Below are 16,342 nucleotides of genomic sequence, written 5' to 3' on the forward strand. Positions count from 1 at the left end.
GAAATCTGATGAACAATAAAATCAATAAAAAATGGCAAGACCCGAACGCCAGTCAAGAAGCATCAAAATACGTCAACCCAATCCCAAGCCGACTGTTAATTTTGCAGACTTTAACCGAAAAAGGCGAAGCCACGCAACACGAGCTTTCGCTGATTTTTGACCTTGATGATAATGAGTACGAAGCCCTTGGCAATCGCTTGCGAGCGATGTTCCGTGATGGGCAAATCAGCCGAGATGCCAACGGTGGCAAGCCTTTTATTTACCGTCCAATTAATGAACAAGATACCGTGATTGGCACGATTGCGAGCAATGCCAAAGGTTTTGGTTTTGTGGTATTGGAGGATATGCCTGATTTGTTTTTGTCCGAAGAGCAGATGCGTTGGGTGTTTCATGGTGATAAGGTAAAAGCCGTTGCCACGTACAGCGATAATCGTGGACGCATGAGCGGTAAGATTTTGGAAGTGGTTGAACATACCCAGTTACAAATGATTGGCAAATTGGAACAAGATGCGGATGGTTATTTTGTAGCACTCGCCAGTCCAAATGCCCATCAACCCATTGGTGTAACCGCCGAAAATGTTGCCGAAATGCAGGTTAAAATCGGCGACCCTGTGCGTGTGGAATTGATTGATTATCCCACCCAACAAGAATTTGCCACAGGTAAAATCGCCGAAAGTTTGGTGAATGATAATGATAGAGAATTAATTATCAAAACCACGTTGTTAAATTATGATATTCCGCATGAATTTAGTGCAGAAGCGTTAAAACAAGCTCATGCCTACAAAGAGCCTGTCGCCAAAGATTATAAAGGACGTGTGGATTTGCGTGCGTTGCCGTTGGTAACGATTGATGGTGAAGATTCTCGTGATTTTGATGATGCGGTATATGCCGAAAAACGCCGTGGCGGTGGTTTTCGCCTTGTGGTGGCAATTGCCGATGTCAGCCATTATGTGACGGCAAATTCTGCCTTAGACCATGAGGCTTATCAGCGTGGCACGTCTGTGTATTTTCCGCATTTTGTCGTGCCGATGTTACCAGAAGTATTATCCAATGGCTTGTGTTCGTTAAACCCACACGTTGACCGTTTGTGTATGGTTGCCGATATTATTTTGTCAAAAGCAGGCAAAGTAACCGCCTATGAATTTTACCCAAGCGTCATGCACTCACAAGCACGTTTAACCTATAACCAAGTCAACGATTATTTTGCCATGATGCAAGGCGAAACCGCCAAAAATCCAATCCCTGACAGCATTACGGGCAATAAAGCAGTCAAAAAATCCATTGATATTCTCTATGATTTATACCAACTGATGTTAAAAAAACGAGAAGAACGCCATGCGATGGAATTTGAAACCATAGAAACTTACATCAAATTTGACGAAACAGGCAATATCAGCGAAATTATTCCACGTACACGGGGTGACTCGCACAAACTGATTGAAGAAATGATGTTATTAGCAAACACTTGTTCGGCAAATTTTGCCCTAAAACATGAATTGCCTGTGTTATATCGCAACCATGATAAACCCGATGCCGAGCGGGTTGCAAAAGTCAGTGATTTTGTCAAGCATTTTGGCTTAAGTTTTCCCGAAGAAAACCCAACCCAAGCCGACTACAAACGTGTGATTGAAGCCACCAAAGACCGCCCAGATGCGGTTAGTATCCATAGCGTGTTGTTACGCTCCATGATGCAAGCGAATTACTCACCGACCAACATCGGACATTTTGGCTTGGCGTATGATGAATATTCGCACTTTACATCGCCCATTCGCCGTTACCCTGACTTGATGTTGCACCGAGCGATTAAAGCCTTTGTGGCAGGTAAAAAATTGCCAAAACTACACTACACACTAGAAGAAGCAGGTGAACAAACCTCCAAAACCGAACGCCAAGCTGATGAAGCCAGTCGTTTTGTGGAACAATGGCTCAAAGCTCACTACATGCACCAACATCTGGGCGAAGAATACGATGCCGTAGTAACCACTGTCACCAATTTTGGCTTATTTGTGACGTTAAAAGAACTGTTAATTGACGGTTTAATTCACATTTCTCATCTTGGACAAGATTACTTTGTCTATGACGAAAAAGCCCAACAGTTGGTCGGTGAAAAGTCAGGCTTAGTATTTGGGCTAGGCGATAGCTTACGCATCAAGGTGGCAGGTGTGAATATGGACACGCAACAAATTGACTTTGACCTTGTCGCACAACTAACAAAAGCGACATTTAACAACCGTGGCAAAGGTAAAACTCGGAGGAAAAGTAACGCTAAGTAATGATAGGTTAACCAGTTATAATGATAAATTTAGTAAAATTTACCAATCAAAAAACGCCTTAATTTAACGCGTTTTTCTAATAGGTAAGGGGTTATGAGTTGGCACAACGCTCGCTTGGTGTTAGATTTTTGACTTTGGTATCTGTTAGTATCATCACGCACTTTTAATAAAGTAAAGAAAACGTTATACCAACACAATATTTAGCTCGTATCAGAAAGTTTTGGAAAAAACAGGAAATGTTAAGCAACTAAAAAACCCTTGAAAATATTTATTTTCAAGGGTTTTACGAATATTTTGAAAAATTTTAGAAAACGTTAAAAATACAATTTGGCGGAGACGGAGGGATTCGAACCCTCGATACGCGATTAACGTATACACACTTTCCAGGCGTGCGCTTTCGACCACTCAGCCACGTCTCCAAAATGTTTGCAAAAGATTTTTTACAAAGAACGCATATTTTACCCAAAAAAAACCAAATTGTCATGTATAATTTGCAATTATTTTTTGCAAAGTGATGATTGATGCGTATTTTTCAGTTTTTTTCGGCGTGTGCGGTGATGTTTGGCGTGGTTTTTTACCAAGCCCCTGTCTTTGCGTCCGAAAATTCATTACAAGATAATAATTATTATCAACAAAAACATTTAAGCGAGTGCCCACAACATTATTATCAACAACAAAACCCACAAATTATCAACAAAACCAAGCATTTAGAAATTTATTATTTGTGTTTTAATGGTTTTGCGGTGGGGTATTCTGCCGATGGCAAAGTCGCTCTATGGTCGGCGGAGCATTTGACCGCTGATAGGATTGAGCAGGCAGGTTTGCTTGAACGAAAAGACAGTTTTCATGCCGAACAACGCTTGCCAACCCGTATCCAAGCCACGTTAAACGACTATAAAAAACAGCCCTATGACCGTGGACATCTCGCTCCAAATGGCGATATGGCGAGCACTGAGCAACAATACGATAGCTTTAGTCTTGCGAATGTCGTACCACAAAACCCTGATAATAATCGCAACCTTTGGCGTGGCATTGAGTCAAGAACACGTTATTTAACCTTAAAATATCATGAAGTCTATGTAGTAACTGGCACCGCTTTTTTGGGGAAAAATGTCAAAAAAATCAATCAAAAAATCCTAGTTCCCACCCATTTATACAAGGCAATTTATATCCCAAGTCTGAACCAAGCAGGCGTGTATTTCGCCCCCAATGACGCCAGCCAGTACTTAGAAGTGATTAGCCTAGAAGAGCTTACCCTACGCACAGGCATGAACGTGATGCCAAGCGTGCCTATGAATGTTCAACAGATTGCCATGCCGTTGCCGACCGACAGTTTTGATGCGAATTTTGATAAACAATCGCAAGATAAAACAAAAGTTGAAGATGAGATTTTGGTGTTTTTTATCAACTTATTATTAGAAGTGTTCAAATGGCTCATTGGTTTATTAAAAAGTTAATAAAATCAAATGGCTAAATTCAACAAATTTTGGTTGGTAAATTTAGGGTAACATTATTTAACAAAATATAGAAAAATATTGTCAAAAAATGCTTTACCTTATGCAAAAAACAGTTATAATAAAAACTCAATAAGTTAGACAAGGTTTTTAAACTATTGATTTTTATCAACTTTTATCTAATGTTATTTCAATCATTTTAAATCCATTTTTTATACTACACAAGGAAGCGTCTATGAAACTTTCTACCAAATCAATTGTTTTTGCAGGTTTAGCAACTTTGAGCGTTTCAGCATTGGCGGCCGACCCAATCGTGGGGACTTGGCAAACTTATGAAGACGGTCAAGCCAAAGCTCAAGTGCAAATCAGCCAGTCAGGTAATACTTTCACAGGTAAAATCGTGGCAGGTAACACCGAAAAAGCAAAACAATACGTTGGTAAAACTGCTCTAAAAAACTTAACCGCACAAGGCGACGGCAAATATAAAGGCAAAGCACAAGACCCGCGTTGGGGCTTTTCAGTGAACGCCAACATCAAAGTAAATGGTAACAGCCTAACCATTTCTACCTTAAAAGGTAGCCAAAACTGGAAAAAAATCAAATAATTATTCTTTTGATTTTTGTTAAAACCCTAAAATTTTATATTTTAGGGTTTTTGTTTTTTCTGATTGGGCTTGTGTTATACTATTCTTGCTAATTTTCAAGCTGATTTTCTGCACCTTATCGACCGAACTGCCATGCACGATACCGCCAATTTTCCCTATTTTCAATCCGATGTGTTAACCCCACTAAACCGCCCGTATGCCTTAATGGATTTGGACGATACCTTATTTCAAACCTTGCGAAAAATGCAAACTTGGCAGCTGCCGAGTGAAAATTTGACTGTAGCAAGCGTGAATAAACAAGGCGAAGCGTTGAGTTTTTTTAGTGAAAAACAACGGCATTTTTTTAATTGGCTCAGCCAAACCACCGAGTTAATCCCTGTTACCGCAAGGGATAGCGATGAAATTTTGCGGGTAAAATTACCGTTTGTCAGTTGGCAAATTTTGACGCATGGGGCGGTGATTATTACGCCTAGTCAACAAGTTGATAGCGTGTGGCAACAGCAGATTTTTGGACAATTACAGGCTTTTTACGATAAAATTTTTTTGTTAAATCAAACGCTTAAACGAATTAACCAACAGCAAAACTTAGGTTTAAAATTTACCTTGCACGATGATGATTTTCAGCACGCTGACCGCACGCCGATTTATTTGGCAATCAAACACCAACAGCGAGATGAAGCTAAATTAGCCAATTTTTGTCAACAATTATCTAAGTTATTAATGCCTATTTTGCCAAATTTTAGCGACGATTTTTACGTGCATATTAATGCCAATAATTTGGCGATTTTGCCCTATTTTATTCATAAAAAACACGCTATTCATTACTTATTAAACAAGCATTTAGATAAAAACCGTCCTTGTTTTGGCTTTGGCGATAGTGTGGCAGATTTGCCGTTTTTGCAGGCATTGGACTGGTATGGCACGCCAAATCATGGGCAGTTGCACGCCCAATTTAGTAAAATTGGCAACAGTTAAATGCTGTATCAAACGTAAAAATAGGAAAAAATTACATGAAAATTCAGCCGATATTTTCAGGCAGTTATTTGCCAACTGATGTTAATTTTTTGTTAAAAAAACTGTCAAAACAACAAGTTAGCAACACCGATGTGGTAAAAAAAGAACAGCTTATTCAGTCAGGTGAGCGACATTATTCGCAGATGTTGACTGTGGAAAACCCACCGACTGATAGGCATCAGCAGTTATTTTTACAGGCGTTGGCAATGGGCAAAACTCGCATGGCGAGCGACGTTTATCAGCTTGCTAACACTTTGTATCAGCGATTTTCTCAGCATAATTTGACTGCCAAAAAACCCTTGTTACTGGTAAGTTTGGTGCGAGCAGGTGTTCCGCTTGGTGTGTTATTGCAACGGATTTTTACTGATAAATCAATGGGTTGTGACTTGGCATCCGTGCATTTTGGTGTGAGTATTATCCGTGAACGTGGCTTGGATAAACAGGCGTTAACCCCCATTTTAGAGGCGTATCCTGATAGTCCGTTATTGTTTGTGGACGGTTGGACAGGCAAGGGAGCGATTTATGGGGAATTGCAACAAAGTTTAGCAGAATTTAACAATTCTTCGCATCCATTTTTTGCCAATATTTTTCATCAAAACTTATCACAAAACACGCAAATTAGCGAAAATTCTGCATTAACTATTCCACTGGTTACGCTAGCTGACCCTGCGGGGGTGTCTTGGTTATCAGCGAGTGATGATGATTGGTTAATTCCTGCAAGTTTGTTAAATAGTACGGTATCAGGGTTGATTTCTCGTACCTTGCTTAATGAAAATCCGACAGATTTTCACGGTTGTCTTTATTATGATAATTTAGAAAAATTTGATAATAGCCTGTTTTTTCTTGATGAGATTTTACAAGAAATTCAACAAAATTTGTCAAATTTTTCACAATTAGCCCTATTAACGCCAAAATCACAGCCGAGTTTTGCCACGCAAGCCTTGATTTTACAATTAGCAGACGAGTTTGGCATTGTGAATTTTAATCGGATAAAGCCGACTATTGCCGAAGCGACCCGAGCAGTGCTACGCCGTGAGCCTGAGCGGGTGTTGGTGCAACGCTTGGATAGCGAGGATATCGTGCTATTGCGACATTTGTGTGAGCAAAAAGCAGTTGCAATTGATGTGGTTGGTGATAAAATTGCACCGTATCAGGCGATTACGCTGATTAAAAAACGCCAATAAATTTATCAATATAACCCCCAAATAGCTAACTTTTCGTGAGCCATTATGACGATTTTAAATTTACCTAATCATACGATTTTGCCGATGACACCGCCAAGTTTGCACCCCTATCATTTGGGGGCGAGTCTGTATATGCCTGCGACACGTTCGGATATTTTGGCGGTGATTAGACGAGAAAAGTTAGAAAATATTAACAGTATTATTATCTGTCTTGAAGATGCGGTACGTGCTGATGATGTGGCACAGGCACTGGCAAATTTGCACGATTTGTTAAAAAATTGGCAACAGCAACACACCGAAAATTCTGCGTGGTTTGCACAGCGACCGTTGGTTTTTATCCGTCCACGTCATGCCAAAATGTTGCGTGAGTTGGCAGACGTGGACGGTATTGCGTTGGTGGATGGTTTTGTGTTACCAAAAGTGGATATGACAAGCCTTGCTGATTGGCGATTGGCAACCCAACATTTGGACAATAACCATTTTTTGATGCCAACCTTAGAAACCGCCTCTATTTTTCATGCCACGCATAATGATGAGCTGGCGATTGCGTTAACCGAAAGTTTTGCTCAGCCGATTTTGGCGTTACGGGTGGGGGGGAATGATTTGTTGTCGTGTTTACGCTTACGTCGTCCGAGCGATACCACGTTGTATCATTCACCGATTGGGGCGTTAATTTATCGGTTACTGGGTTGTTTTGTACCGTATGGTTTTTATTTAACTGCCCCTGTGTGCGAATTTTTGGACAAGCCTGCATTGTTGGCAACAGAAGTGCAACAAGATGTGGCGTTGGGATTGGTCGGCAAAACCGTTATTCACCCAAACCAAATTGACATTATCCAAACGGCGTTTCAGGTGTCAAAGGACGAATTGGCACAGGCTCAAGCGATTTTACATGCTGATGCCAAAGCGGTGTTTAAACAAGACAATATGATGCTAGAACCTGCTACCCATAACAATTGGGCGGTGGAAATTTTGGCAAGATATGATGTGTTTGGGTTAAAATAACTTTTGGCATTTTTAATTTGAGACAGATTTCATTCACAACCGTTCATGTTGAGCTTGTCAAAACATAATAGGTTTTATGGCATTCGACTTAGCTCATGACGAACGGAAAACTTTAATTTTTCAATGATTTAAATATTAAAAATTTAACAAAAATTAGGTAAAAAATATGACAACGATTAATTTTGATGATGACAATTTTTTTAGCCATTTTGGCGAAATTGTGGGCGATGCCATGGGTGAACGCCTTGAAAATTCGCCGTATTTTATCGGCATGATGAGCGGTACGAGCCTTGACGGCATGGATGCGGTGCTTTGCCAGTTTTATGACACAGGCGAGATTGAAGTGCTAGATAGCGTGAGCGTGGCGTTTCCTGACGATTTACGCATGGCACTATTTGCCTTGACGATGCCAAATGGGGCGAATGAGTTTATTCATGCCAATAATTTGGCGTTTGAAAGTGAGTTGGATTTATACGGCTGGGCGAGTGTGTTTTATGCTGAATTTGCCAGTGGCGTGGTGAAAACGTTACTCAATCAAGCCCAATTTTCCCCAAGCGATATTAACGCGATCGGCTGTCATGGGCAGACCGTGCGTCATCGTCCCCACTGGCACTTTAGCTTGCAATTGCTTGACCCAAATGTGCTTGCTGAACGCACAGGTATTACGGTGGTGAGTGATTTTCGCCGTCGTGATATGGCAGTCGGTGGGCAAGGAGCTCCTTTAGTCCCTGCCTTTCATCAGGCGATTTTTAGCCGTGAATTTACCCGTGAGCCGATTGGGGCGGTGTTAAATTTGGGTGGTATTGCCAATTTGACAATTTTGAGTGAGCCCGTTCTTGGTTTTGACACAGGCGTTGCGAATTTGCTTATTGATGCATGGTGCGAGCGTCATACAGGCGAGCGATTTGACAAAAACGGGACTTGGGCAAGCACAGGAGAAGTGATTGAGCCGTTGTTGGCACAATTTTTAACTCACCCATTTTTTAGCCAATCTATTCCAAAATCCACAGGGCGAGAAGCGTTTAACATGGCGTGGCTTGACCATGAACTAGAAATGTTTAGCCGTGAATTTACCCAAGTTGCCCTATCGTCGGCGGATGTGCAAGCGACTTTGACCGAAATGGTGGCGGTGAGTATTGCCAATCATTTACAGGCCTTTGATGTGGTAAAAACCCTTGTGGTGTGCGGTGGTGGGGCGTTAAATGGTCATTTAATCAGTCGTCTAAAAGCAAACTTAGCCGATTGGCACGTCAAAAATTCTGAAAACTTTGGCGTGTTGCCAACGTTGGTGGAAAGTATGGCATTTGCGTGGTTGGCTCGTCAGACGATTATTGGCGAAACGGGTAACTTGCCTGCGGTAACAGGGGCAAATAAAGCGGTGGTGCTTGGCACGGTGTGTTTTGCCTAAGTTTGCTTGAATTGTAACAAAATTTTACCAAATTACGTTTAAAAATTTGCTTTAATATGGTTTTGCTAAAAACTCTTGCTAAAAAATTGAAATGAAAGGAATAATTATGACAAGTCGTCAAAAAACGCCCCATTTTTCACGCACCGATGACGAACGTGTGGTGATTACAGGCATGGGAGCGATTACGCCGTTGGGACTGGACGTGGATAGCAGTTGGCAAGCGGTTGTTGCAGGAAAAAGTGGTATCCGTGCCATTGATGCGTTTGACACCCAAGATTTACGTTCAAAAATCGCAGGGTTAGTCAATGATTTTGACGTGAGTCAATATATGTCGGCAAAAGATGCTCGGCGGTATGATGTTTTTGTGCAATATGGCGTGGCGGCAGCATCGCAAGCCTTGCAAAATGCAGGGTTGATTGATGGATTGCAAGCTGAAACCGTGAAAAATATTGACCCGACACGAATTGGCGTGTTGATTGGTTCAGGAATTGGCGGGATTAGCAATATTGAAGACAATGCCAATAAACTTATCCATGATGGCGTTCGCAAAATTTCACCGTTTTTTATTCCGTCGGCGATTATTAACATGACCGCAGGGCAAGTGGCAATTCGCCATGGCATTCAAGGCTTGAATTTGGCGGTGGCGACGGCTTGCACCACGTCCACCCATGCCATTGGCTTGGCGTGTCGCTTGATTGTGTATGGCGATGCCGATGTGATTGTGGCAGGTGGGAGCGAAAAAGCCTCCAATCAGCTTGGTATGGGCGGTTTTGCTGCGATGCAAGCTTTATCTACTCGCAATGATGAACCCACCAAAGCAAGCCGTCCATTTGACAAAGACCGTGATGGTTTTGTGTTGGGCGACGGGGCTGGGGTGTTGGTGTTGGAGCGGTTAAGCCATGCTAAAGCTCGTGGGGCGACGATTTTGGCAGAAGTGGCAGGATTTGGCATGAGCGATGACGCCACGCATATCACCGCACCGCCTGAAGATGGCAATGGGGCAAAACGTGCGATGCAATTGGCATTGACGGATGCAGGGATTGGGGCAAAAAAAATCGGCTATGTTAACGCCCACGGTACGAGTACACCGCTTGGCGATGTAGCCGAAAGCCGTGCGATTGCGAGTTTGTTTGCTGATAATCCAAACTTTGCGGTGAGTTCTACCAAGTCAATGACAGGGCATCTGCTCGGTTCGGCAGGCAGTGTGGAAGCGATTTTTAGTGTCAAAGCCTTGCAAGAGCAAATTTTACCGCCAACCATTAATTTGGATAATCAAGACCCTGATTGTACGTTGGATTATGTGCCAAATGTCGCTCGGCAGGTGAGTGATTTGGCTTATGTGATTTCTAATAGTTTTGGTTTTGGTGGGACGAACGGGTCAATATTGTTAGCGAAGTGGTAACTTGAACCTAAAAACCATGTATTAAGTAAAAAAGAATGCCCACAAGGAGCGTTCTTTTTGTTTTTACTCAAGTTTGTTTAGTCTTTCCAAGCCGTTCTATCTGCTTCATCTTTGAGCTTTGGAAAATTATCAGGGTCAAAACTGATTTGCTCCAAAGGCACACCTGATTTTAACTGACGTTCATAGTCTTTTAACACACGCAACGCCACAGGCGATAGCCATACAATCGCAATCAAGTTGATAATCGCCATAATCCCCATGCTCAAATCGGCAAAATTCCAAACCGATGTCAAGTTCGCCACCGAGCCGATAAACACCATCGCTAACAGTGCAATGCGTAAACCGAGCATCGCCATTTTTGCATTGCGTTCGCCTGACAGAAATTCAATATTGCTCTCACCATAGCTGTAATTTGCGATGATAGACGTAAACGAGAAAAAGAAAATCGCAATCGCCACAAAATACACCCCAAAATCACCAACAAATTTTGACAAAGCCAACTGGGTTAGCTGAATGCCTTGTTGCTCGGTGCTTGGGTCAACCACACCTGATAAAATCACGATACATGCTGTCGCCGTACAAATCACCAACGTGTCCATAAATACGCCAAGCATTTGCATAAAACCTTGCACCGCAGGGTGATTTGGGTGCGATTGAGCGGTCGCCGCCGCATTTGGTGCAGAACCCATACCCGCTTCGTTAGAGAATAAACCACGCTTGATACCGTTAATCATTGCTTGAGCCACCGTATAGCCCAGTACGCCACCACCCACTTGTTCAGGCCCAAATGCTGATTTAAAAATCGTGGCAATGGCGTGTGGAAATGCAGATAAATTGGTAAGAATGATAAACAATGCTAACAAAATATACATAATCGCCATAAACGGTACGACTTTACCTGCGACTTTGGCGACCGATTTCATGCCACCAAACACAATCGGAGCGGTAATTATCACCAAACCAATCCCAGATACCCAAGTTGGAATACCGAACGCTTGTTCATTTGCTGCGGCAATGGTATTGGCTTGCACGCCATTAAACGCCAATCCAAACGCCACCAACAAACATAGTGAAAACGCAATCGCTAACCATTTTTGTTTTAAACCTGCTTGGATATAATATGCAGGTCCACCACGGAACACATTATCGGTATGGGGTACTTTATAGGCTTGGGCAAGGGTAGACTCCACAAAACTCGTCGCCATGCCTAGCACTGCGGTCATCCACATCCAAAACACCGCACCTGGTCCACCCAAATAAATCGCAATCGCCACCCCTGCCAAATTACCTGTACCGACCCGAGCAGCAAGGGACGTCATTAGGGCTTCATACGAGCTGATACCGCCTGTACGACCACCTTGCCCAGATACTTTGAGCAAACTCCACAGATGGAAAAAATGGCGAAATTGGGCAAAGCGTGTCACCACGGTAAAATAAATCCCACCGCCGACCAATAAAAAAACAATCAAACCATACCAAGGGTTATTAAGAATAAGCCAATCGCCATTTCCCCAAACCACCCCGTTTAGGTTGTTTACTAAATTGTTAAACCAATCAAACATAACTATGTTGCCTTTAAAACCGTAAAAAAGTGCTAAAATTTAACACAAATAAACGATTTTTGCCATATACTTAACAAATTTTTTTTTAAATTTAAGCAAATGCAGAAAGCAAAAACGCCAAAAAGCAAAATAGCCAACATTCAGATTAGAATATTGGCTATTTTGCTAAGGCGATTTTTATGAAAACTTTATTTAGGCTTAAACTAAAGTTAAGCGATAAAGCGGTTATACACCTATGGCAGACTTTGCACTACCTTCATCATAGTCATCGCCATGAGTTACGACAACCACGCCTGTTTCGTGGTTTACGTTGACAAATTTAACACCAGCAACACCTTCAAGTTTTTTCGCTAGGTCATCTGCTGCAGCTTTATCAGCAACTTTTACATTTTCGTATTTAGCTTGTGGCATGATATATATCCTTTTTTTTGAAACATAAATGGAGATTTAATAACCAACTTTCATTGATTTTTTAGAAGTTGAAATCTAAAACAAAGTTTTGCTATTAATTTTGATAAAACTATTGTACCCAAAAATTTTATGATTTTCTGCTAATTTTTTGTAAATCTGATAAATGGTTATTTCAAAAGGATAGAGTTATTTTTTGTAAAGAAAGCCAACAAAACGCAAAATTTTTGCAAAAAATAGATATCTTTTAGCAGTTTATCCGTGTTTTTTAACAATTGATTTGGGTCAAATTTAGGCTGAAATTTTTGCAAAAAATTCTATTTTACAATAGTTACACAGCGTTACATTGTTTACATTTTAATTATAATTTGGCTAAAAGTTTATTTATTAAAAGGAAACCGCTCGCAGTGAGCTTGTCGAAGCTTCGGTTGTTATCTCGCTAAGCTCGTCTTGTGAAGCAGTGCTTCTTACACCAAGAACGGAAATGCAGTATAAAATTTGATTTAAGCATTGATAAATTTAATCGCATTAGGTGTCCATTGCTCAATAAGTTGGTGCAAAATGGTTTTTTTGTCAGGTTGATTTAATAAGTATTTCGCCAAACTTTGGGCAATTATCAATAAAAATTCATCTCTTACCAAATCACTGATATAATAACTGTCAAATCCTGTTTGGCGTTTGCCAAGTAGTTCACCTGCCCCACGTAGTTCCAAATCTTTTTGGGCGATGACAAAGCCGTCCGTGCTATCTCTTAGCACGTTGAGCCGTTCAATGCCAGACTCGGATAATGGTGTTTGGTAGAGTAGTACGCAAAAACTTTTTTGTGAGCCACGACCGACTCGCCCACGCAGTTGGTGTAGTTGCGACAGTCCGAGTCGTTCGGCATTTTCGATGACCATTAAGGACGCATTCGGCACGTCTACCCCCACCTCAATGACAGTGGTGGCAACCAATAGTGACGTTTTGCCATCTTTAAAATCTTGCATGACTTGTTGTTTTTGGGTAGGTTTCATTTTGCCATGTACCAAACCGATGTTGAGATTTAGGCGGTTGTCAAGGTCGGCATAGGTCAATTCGGCAGATTGAGCGTCCAAAACTGAACTTTCTTCTACCAAGGGGCAGACCCAATACGCCTGTTTGCCTTGTTCGCAGTTCACCGCAATCCGCTCAATCACTTCATCTCGGCGGTCTCGACTAATGGTAACCGTGGTAATCGGCGTGCGGTTCGGCGGTAGTTCGTCAATAATAGAGGTGTCCATATCACCAAACGCACTCATGGCAAGTGTGCGTGGAATGGGGGTGGCAGTCATAATCAGCTGATGGGGCGTGGTATGTGCCAAACCTTTACCGAGTAATGCCATACGTTGCTCTACGCCAAAACGGTGCTGTTCATCGATGATGACCAAGCCCAATTTGGCAAATTGTACACTGTCTTGGAATAAAGCATGTGTACCGACCACGATTTGCACGTCATTGTCGGCAATTTGTTGCAAGGCTAACGTGCGTTCTTTGGCAGTTTGTTTGCCAGCGAGCCAACCGACGCCGATGCCAAGCGGTTCAAACCAGTTTTTAAAATTGATAAAATGTTGCTCTGCCAAAATCTCAGTCGGTGCCATAATCGCCACTTGCCAACCGCTGTCCAACGCATAACACGCCGATAACCCAGCCACCAAGGTTTTGCCCGCACCGACATCGCCCTGTACAAGGCGAAGCATGGGCTTGGACGTGGCTAAATCTTGCACAATTTCGCCAACCACACGAGCTTGGGCGTTGGTTGGGCTAAAGGGTAGGTTTGCTAACAAATTTTTAGCCAATGCACTCGTATCATCGCAACGTGGGGCTTTGTGTTGATAAAGGTGCTGTTTGCGGTACAATAGCCCTAGCTGATTTGCCAACATTTCTTCAATAATCAATCGCTGACAAGTGGGGTGTGAGCGGTTTTTCAGTTGTTCTAACACTTGATATTGTTTGGCTAAATCAGTGTAAATCGGTGGTTGATGAATAAAACTCAAGGCATCCATCCAGCTAAATTCGGCAAATGGATTTTTTAGTCGAGCTAAAAGTGGAAATTGAACGGTTAATTGATGTTCTATGCTTTGCCATTCATTATCGTTAAGCTGAATTAAACTATTTGGTTGATTTTGTTTCACTGTTTGTAAGGCAAGTTTAATAAGACTACGCAACTTGTTTTGATGCAAGCCTTTAACCGTTGGATAAATCGGCACAAGCCCTGTATTGGCAAGCGGTTTTTGCTCGGTGATGAGTTCAAATTCTGGGTGCGAAATTTGTGTGCCATATTGGTTAATGATGACTTCACCAAACACACGCAACACGTTGCCAACTCGCATGGCATCGGCAAGCCCACGATACACATGAAAAAAGCGTAACATCAGCTGTCCTGTGGCATCTTGTAGCACCACGCTCATGCCTGTGCGTTTATTGTCGGATTTGACGATTTTGCCTTGAATGAGTACGGACTGACCGTTGGCAACCTCGGCGATATTCACCAGTCGGCTACGGTCTTCGTAATCTCGTGGCAAATGCAACAATAAATCAAAAATCCGCTCAATACCAAGTTGGGCAAGCTGTTCGGCGATTTTTGTTCCTACACCTGATAGTGCGGTGATAGGGCGGTTTACCACGTTGTCTGGTATCGGTTGCGTTGCTTTAGACGGCATAATGTTCGGTTTATTCGGCACGGGGATTGTCGGTTTTGTGCTCGGTAAGTTTACTTTCTAATTGGCGATTGACTGCGTCCGCTAACCAGCTTTGCAAATCTTGATGCATATTTGCCATGGCATCGAGTAGATAGGTTTCAATTTTGTGGTTTAAATTATTGATGATTTCTTCCTTGATTTTTTCAATGCTGTCAAAATCTAACGAGCTGATTTTTAACCCATTTTTAGGATTTTCTGCATGATTATCTTTGACAAGATTAGTATCGGTTTTAGCGGTTGCATGGAGCATTTTTGTGGGATTGAAGGCAACATTTGGCAAGCTAAAATGGTTTTCACTGTCTTTTAATACATAAATGGTGGTGTCGGTATCGTCATCATTGTTTTGTTTTGATGAATTTTGTTCAGTTTTTTCTTGTTCCAAACGCTCTTGTTCACGTTTTTCTTTTTCTAATTGTTCTTTTTCCAACTTTTCTTGGGCAAGACGTTGTTCAAGCAATTCCCGTTCACGTTGTTGGCGTTGTTTTTCTTGTTCTTCGGCACGGCGTTGTTCGGCGATGATTTCTTCGACTTTATCATGCAAATTGGCGACACGAAATTGAAAATTATCCAAATCGGTTTCAGATTGCAACACTTGATAAATGTCATCAAGTTCGTTGATAATGGTCTGCTTGATTGGTGTGGCGGTGGCATACCAACGTTGTGAAAATTGGGGTGAAAAAGTAAATCCTGACATGATTTTATCCAAATTTATTAAAAATTTTGTCAAATAATCAGGATTATAGCATTTTTAGCGGGTTTGACAAAAAGATTTTTAACTTTTTAGATAGGTTAAATACCGAAAATTTAACCCACTTTTTTCATCAGTCAGCCACTCGCTTACCGTTTGTAGTTGAAAGTTTTCGGGAATTTGTGGATAAAAAGCGGTTGCACCATCTATCTGTGTTTGCACTTCAGTAATCTCTAAACGTTGTGAGATTGATAAGGCTTGTTCAAAAACTTTTTCACCACCGATTATCCAAATTGTTGATATTGCTTGGGTTTTTGCAAGATTTTTAGCAACATCTATTGCGGTTGCTAAATCAGCAAACACTTTTACTGAAGCAAATTGTTGCTCAACTTGTTGATATTCAGCGTTTCGGCTAATGATAATGTTGGTACGGTTTGGTAAGGGTTTCGCCCCCATAGATTCAAAAGTTTTGCGACCCATGATGACAATGCCGTTTTTGGTATGTTGTTTAAAATGTCGCAAATCAGCAGGCAAATGCCAAGGCAAATCGTTATTTTTTCCGATAGCGTTATTCTCACTTTTTGCAACAATTTGAGCGATTTCAATCATTTGTGTCATACTTT

At 41.6% G+C, this 16,342-nt stretch carries 13 protein-coding genes and 1 tRNA gene; 8 read left to right on the forward strand and 6 right to left on the reverse strand.

Annotated features, from left to right (window positions below; translation table 11 throughout):
- The first annotated feature begins 8 nt into the window (after positions 1-8).
- Positions 9-2,273, forward strand: a complete 2,265-nt coding sequence (gene rnr / locus A3G3_RS0104845; RefSeq protein ID WP_019519416.1) for a ribonuclease R — start codon at positions 9-11, stop codon at positions 2,271-2,273.
- Positions 2,274-2,601: 328 nt separating this feature from the next.
- On the opposite strand, the gene A3G3_RS0104850 is transcribed toward rnr, so the two are convergent.
- Positions 2,602-2,692, reverse strand: a tRNA-Ser gene (locus A3G3_RS0104850).
- A 102-nt stretch (positions 2,693-2,794) separates the two neighbouring features.
- On the opposite strand from A3G3_RS0104850, the gene A3G3_RS0104860 reads away from it, so the two are divergent.
- The 7 genes from A3G3_RS0104860 (at position 2,795) to fabF (ending at position 10,344) form a co-directional block, all read left to right on the forward strand.
- Complete coding sequence (locus A3G3_RS0104860; RefSeq protein WP_019519418.1) at positions 2,795-3,730, forward strand: DNA/RNA non-specific endonuclease; 936 nt, start codon at positions 2,795-2,797, stop codon at positions 3,728-3,730.
- Positions 3,731-3,962: 232 nt separating this feature from the next.
- Positions 3,963-4,331 (forward strand): DUF2147 domain-containing protein, encoded by a 369-nt coding sequence (locus A3G3_RS0104865; protein WP_019519419.1) that lies wholly within the window; start codon positions 3,963-3,965, stop codon positions 4,329-4,331.
- Positions 4,332-4,463: 132 nt separating this feature from the next.
- Complete coding sequence (locus tag A3G3_RS0104870) at positions 4,464-5,306, forward strand: HAD hydrolase family protein (protein WP_019519420.1); 843 nt, start codon at positions 4,464-4,466, stop codon at positions 5,304-5,306.
- A 35-nt stretch (positions 5,307-5,341) separates the two neighbouring features.
- Positions 5,342-6,529: a cysteine protease StiP family protein gene (locus A3G3_RS0104875; protein ID WP_019519421.1), complete on the forward strand. Its 1,188-nt coding sequence runs from the start codon at positions 5,342-5,344 to the stop codon at positions 6,527-6,529.
- 84 nt (positions 6,530-6,613) lie between these two features.
- Positions 6,614-7,534 (forward strand): HpcH/HpaI aldolase/citrate lyase family protein, encoded by a 921-nt coding sequence (locus A3G3_RS0104880; protein WP_040631318.1) that lies wholly within the window; start codon positions 6,614-6,616, stop codon positions 7,532-7,534.
- Between the two features lie 166 nt (positions 7,535-7,700).
- Positions 7,701-8,942, forward strand: coding sequence for an anhydro-N-acetylmuramic acid kinase (locus A3G3_RS0104885; protein ID WP_019519423.1), 1,242 nt, complete (start codon positions 7,701-7,703; stop codon positions 8,940-8,942).
- 106 nt (positions 8,943-9,048) lie between these two features.
- Positions 9,049-10,344 carry a beta-ketoacyl-ACP synthase II gene (gene fabF / locus A3G3_RS0104890; RefSeq protein ID WP_019519424.1) on the forward strand — a complete coding sequence of 432 codons (1,296 nt, stop codon included), beginning with the start codon at positions 9,049-9,051 and terminating at the stop codon, positions 10,342-10,344.
- A 77-nt stretch (positions 10,345-10,421) separates the two neighbouring features.
- On the opposite strand, the gene A3G3_RS0104895 is transcribed toward fabF, so the two are convergent.
- The 5 genes from A3G3_RS0104895 to A3G3_RS0104925 form a co-directional block, all read right to left on the reverse strand.
- The gene (locus A3G3_RS0104895) at positions 10,422-11,906 is read right to left on the reverse strand and encodes an alanine/glycine:cation symporter family protein (protein WP_019519425.1); all 1,485 of its coding nucleotides are present in this window, start codon (positions 11,904-11,906) and stop codon (positions 10,422-10,424) included.
- Between the two features lie 225 nt (positions 11,907-12,131).
- Entirely contained in the window at positions 12,132-12,317 is a 186-nt protein-coding gene (locus A3G3_RS0104905; RefSeq protein WP_019519427.1) for a hypothetical protein, read from the reverse strand.
- 500 nt (positions 12,318-12,817) lie between these two features.
- Complete coding sequence (gene recG / locus A3G3_RS0104915; protein WP_019519429.1) at positions 12,818-14,992, reverse strand: ATP-dependent DNA helicase RecG; 2,175 nt, start codon at positions 14,990-14,992, stop codon at positions 12,818-12,820.
- 10 nt (positions 14,993-15,002) lie between these two features.
- Entirely contained in the window at positions 15,003-15,725 is a 723-nt protein-coding gene (locus A3G3_RS0104920) for a hypothetical protein (RefSeq protein ID WP_019519430.1), read from the reverse strand.
- A 78-nt stretch (positions 15,726-15,803) separates the two neighbouring features.
- Positions 15,804-16,337, reverse strand: a complete 534-nt coding sequence (locus A3G3_RS0104925) for a dihydrofolate reductase (protein WP_019519431.1) — start codon at positions 16,335-16,337, stop codon at positions 15,804-15,806.
- Positions 16,338-16,342: the final 5 nt, after the last annotated feature.

This window comes from Moraxella boevrei DSM 14165 (assembly GCF_000379845.1).
Lineage (GTDB): Bacteria > Pseudomonadota > Gammaproteobacteria > Pseudomonadales > Moraxellaceae > Faucicola > Faucicola boevrei.

Excerpts from the sequence above, each read along its gene's own strand:
- recG (WP_019519429.1), bottom strand. The coding sequence starts at position 14,992 with ATGCCGTCTAAAGCAACGCAACCGATACCAGACAACGTGGTAAACCGC.
- A3G3_RS0104875 (WP_019519421.1), top strand. The coding sequence starts at position 5,342 with ATGAAAATTCAGCCGATATTTTCAGGCAGTTATTTGCCAACTGATGTT.
- A3G3_RS0104920 (WP_019519430.1), bottom strand. The coding sequence starts at position 15,725 with ATGTCAGGATTTACTTTTTCACCCCAATTTTCACAACGTTGGTATGCC.
- A3G3_RS0104895 (WP_019519425.1), bottom strand. The coding sequence starts at position 11,906 with ATGTTTGATTGGTTTAACAATTTAGTAAACAACCTAAACGGGGTGGTT.
- A3G3_RS0104860 (WP_019519418.1), top strand. The coding sequence starts at position 2,795 with ATGCGTATTTTTCAGTTTTTTTCGGCGTGTGCGGTGATGTTTGGCGTG.
- rnr (WP_019519416.1), top strand. The coding sequence starts at position 9 with ATGAACAATAAAATCAATAAAAAATGGCAAGACCCGAACGCCAGTCAA.
- A3G3_RS0104925 (WP_019519431.1), bottom strand. The coding sequence starts at position 16,337 with ATGACACAAATGATTGAAATCGCTCAAATTGTTGCAAAAAGTGAGAAT.
- A3G3_RS0104880 (WP_040631318.1), top strand. The coding sequence starts at position 6,614 with ATGACACCGCCAAGTTTGCACCCCTATCATTTGGGGGCGAGTCTGTAT.
- A3G3_RS0104865 (WP_019519419.1), top strand. The coding sequence starts at position 3,963 with ATGAAACTTTCTACCAAATCAATTGTTTTTGCAGGTTTAGCAACTTTG.
- A3G3_RS0104885 (WP_019519423.1), top strand. The coding sequence starts at position 7,701 with ATGACAACGATTAATTTTGATGATGACAATTTTTTTAGCCATTTTGGC.
- A3G3_RS0104870 (WP_019519420.1), top strand. The coding sequence starts at position 4,464 with ATGCACGATACCGCCAATTTTCCCTATTTTCAATCCGATGTGTTAACC.
- fabF (WP_019519424.1), top strand. The coding sequence starts at position 9,049 with ATGACAAGTCGTCAAAAAACGCCCCATTTTTCACGCACCGATGACGAA.
- A3G3_RS0104905 (WP_019519427.1), bottom strand. The coding sequence starts at position 12,317 with ATGCCACAAGCTAAATACGAAAATGTAAAAGTTGCTGATAAAGCTGCA.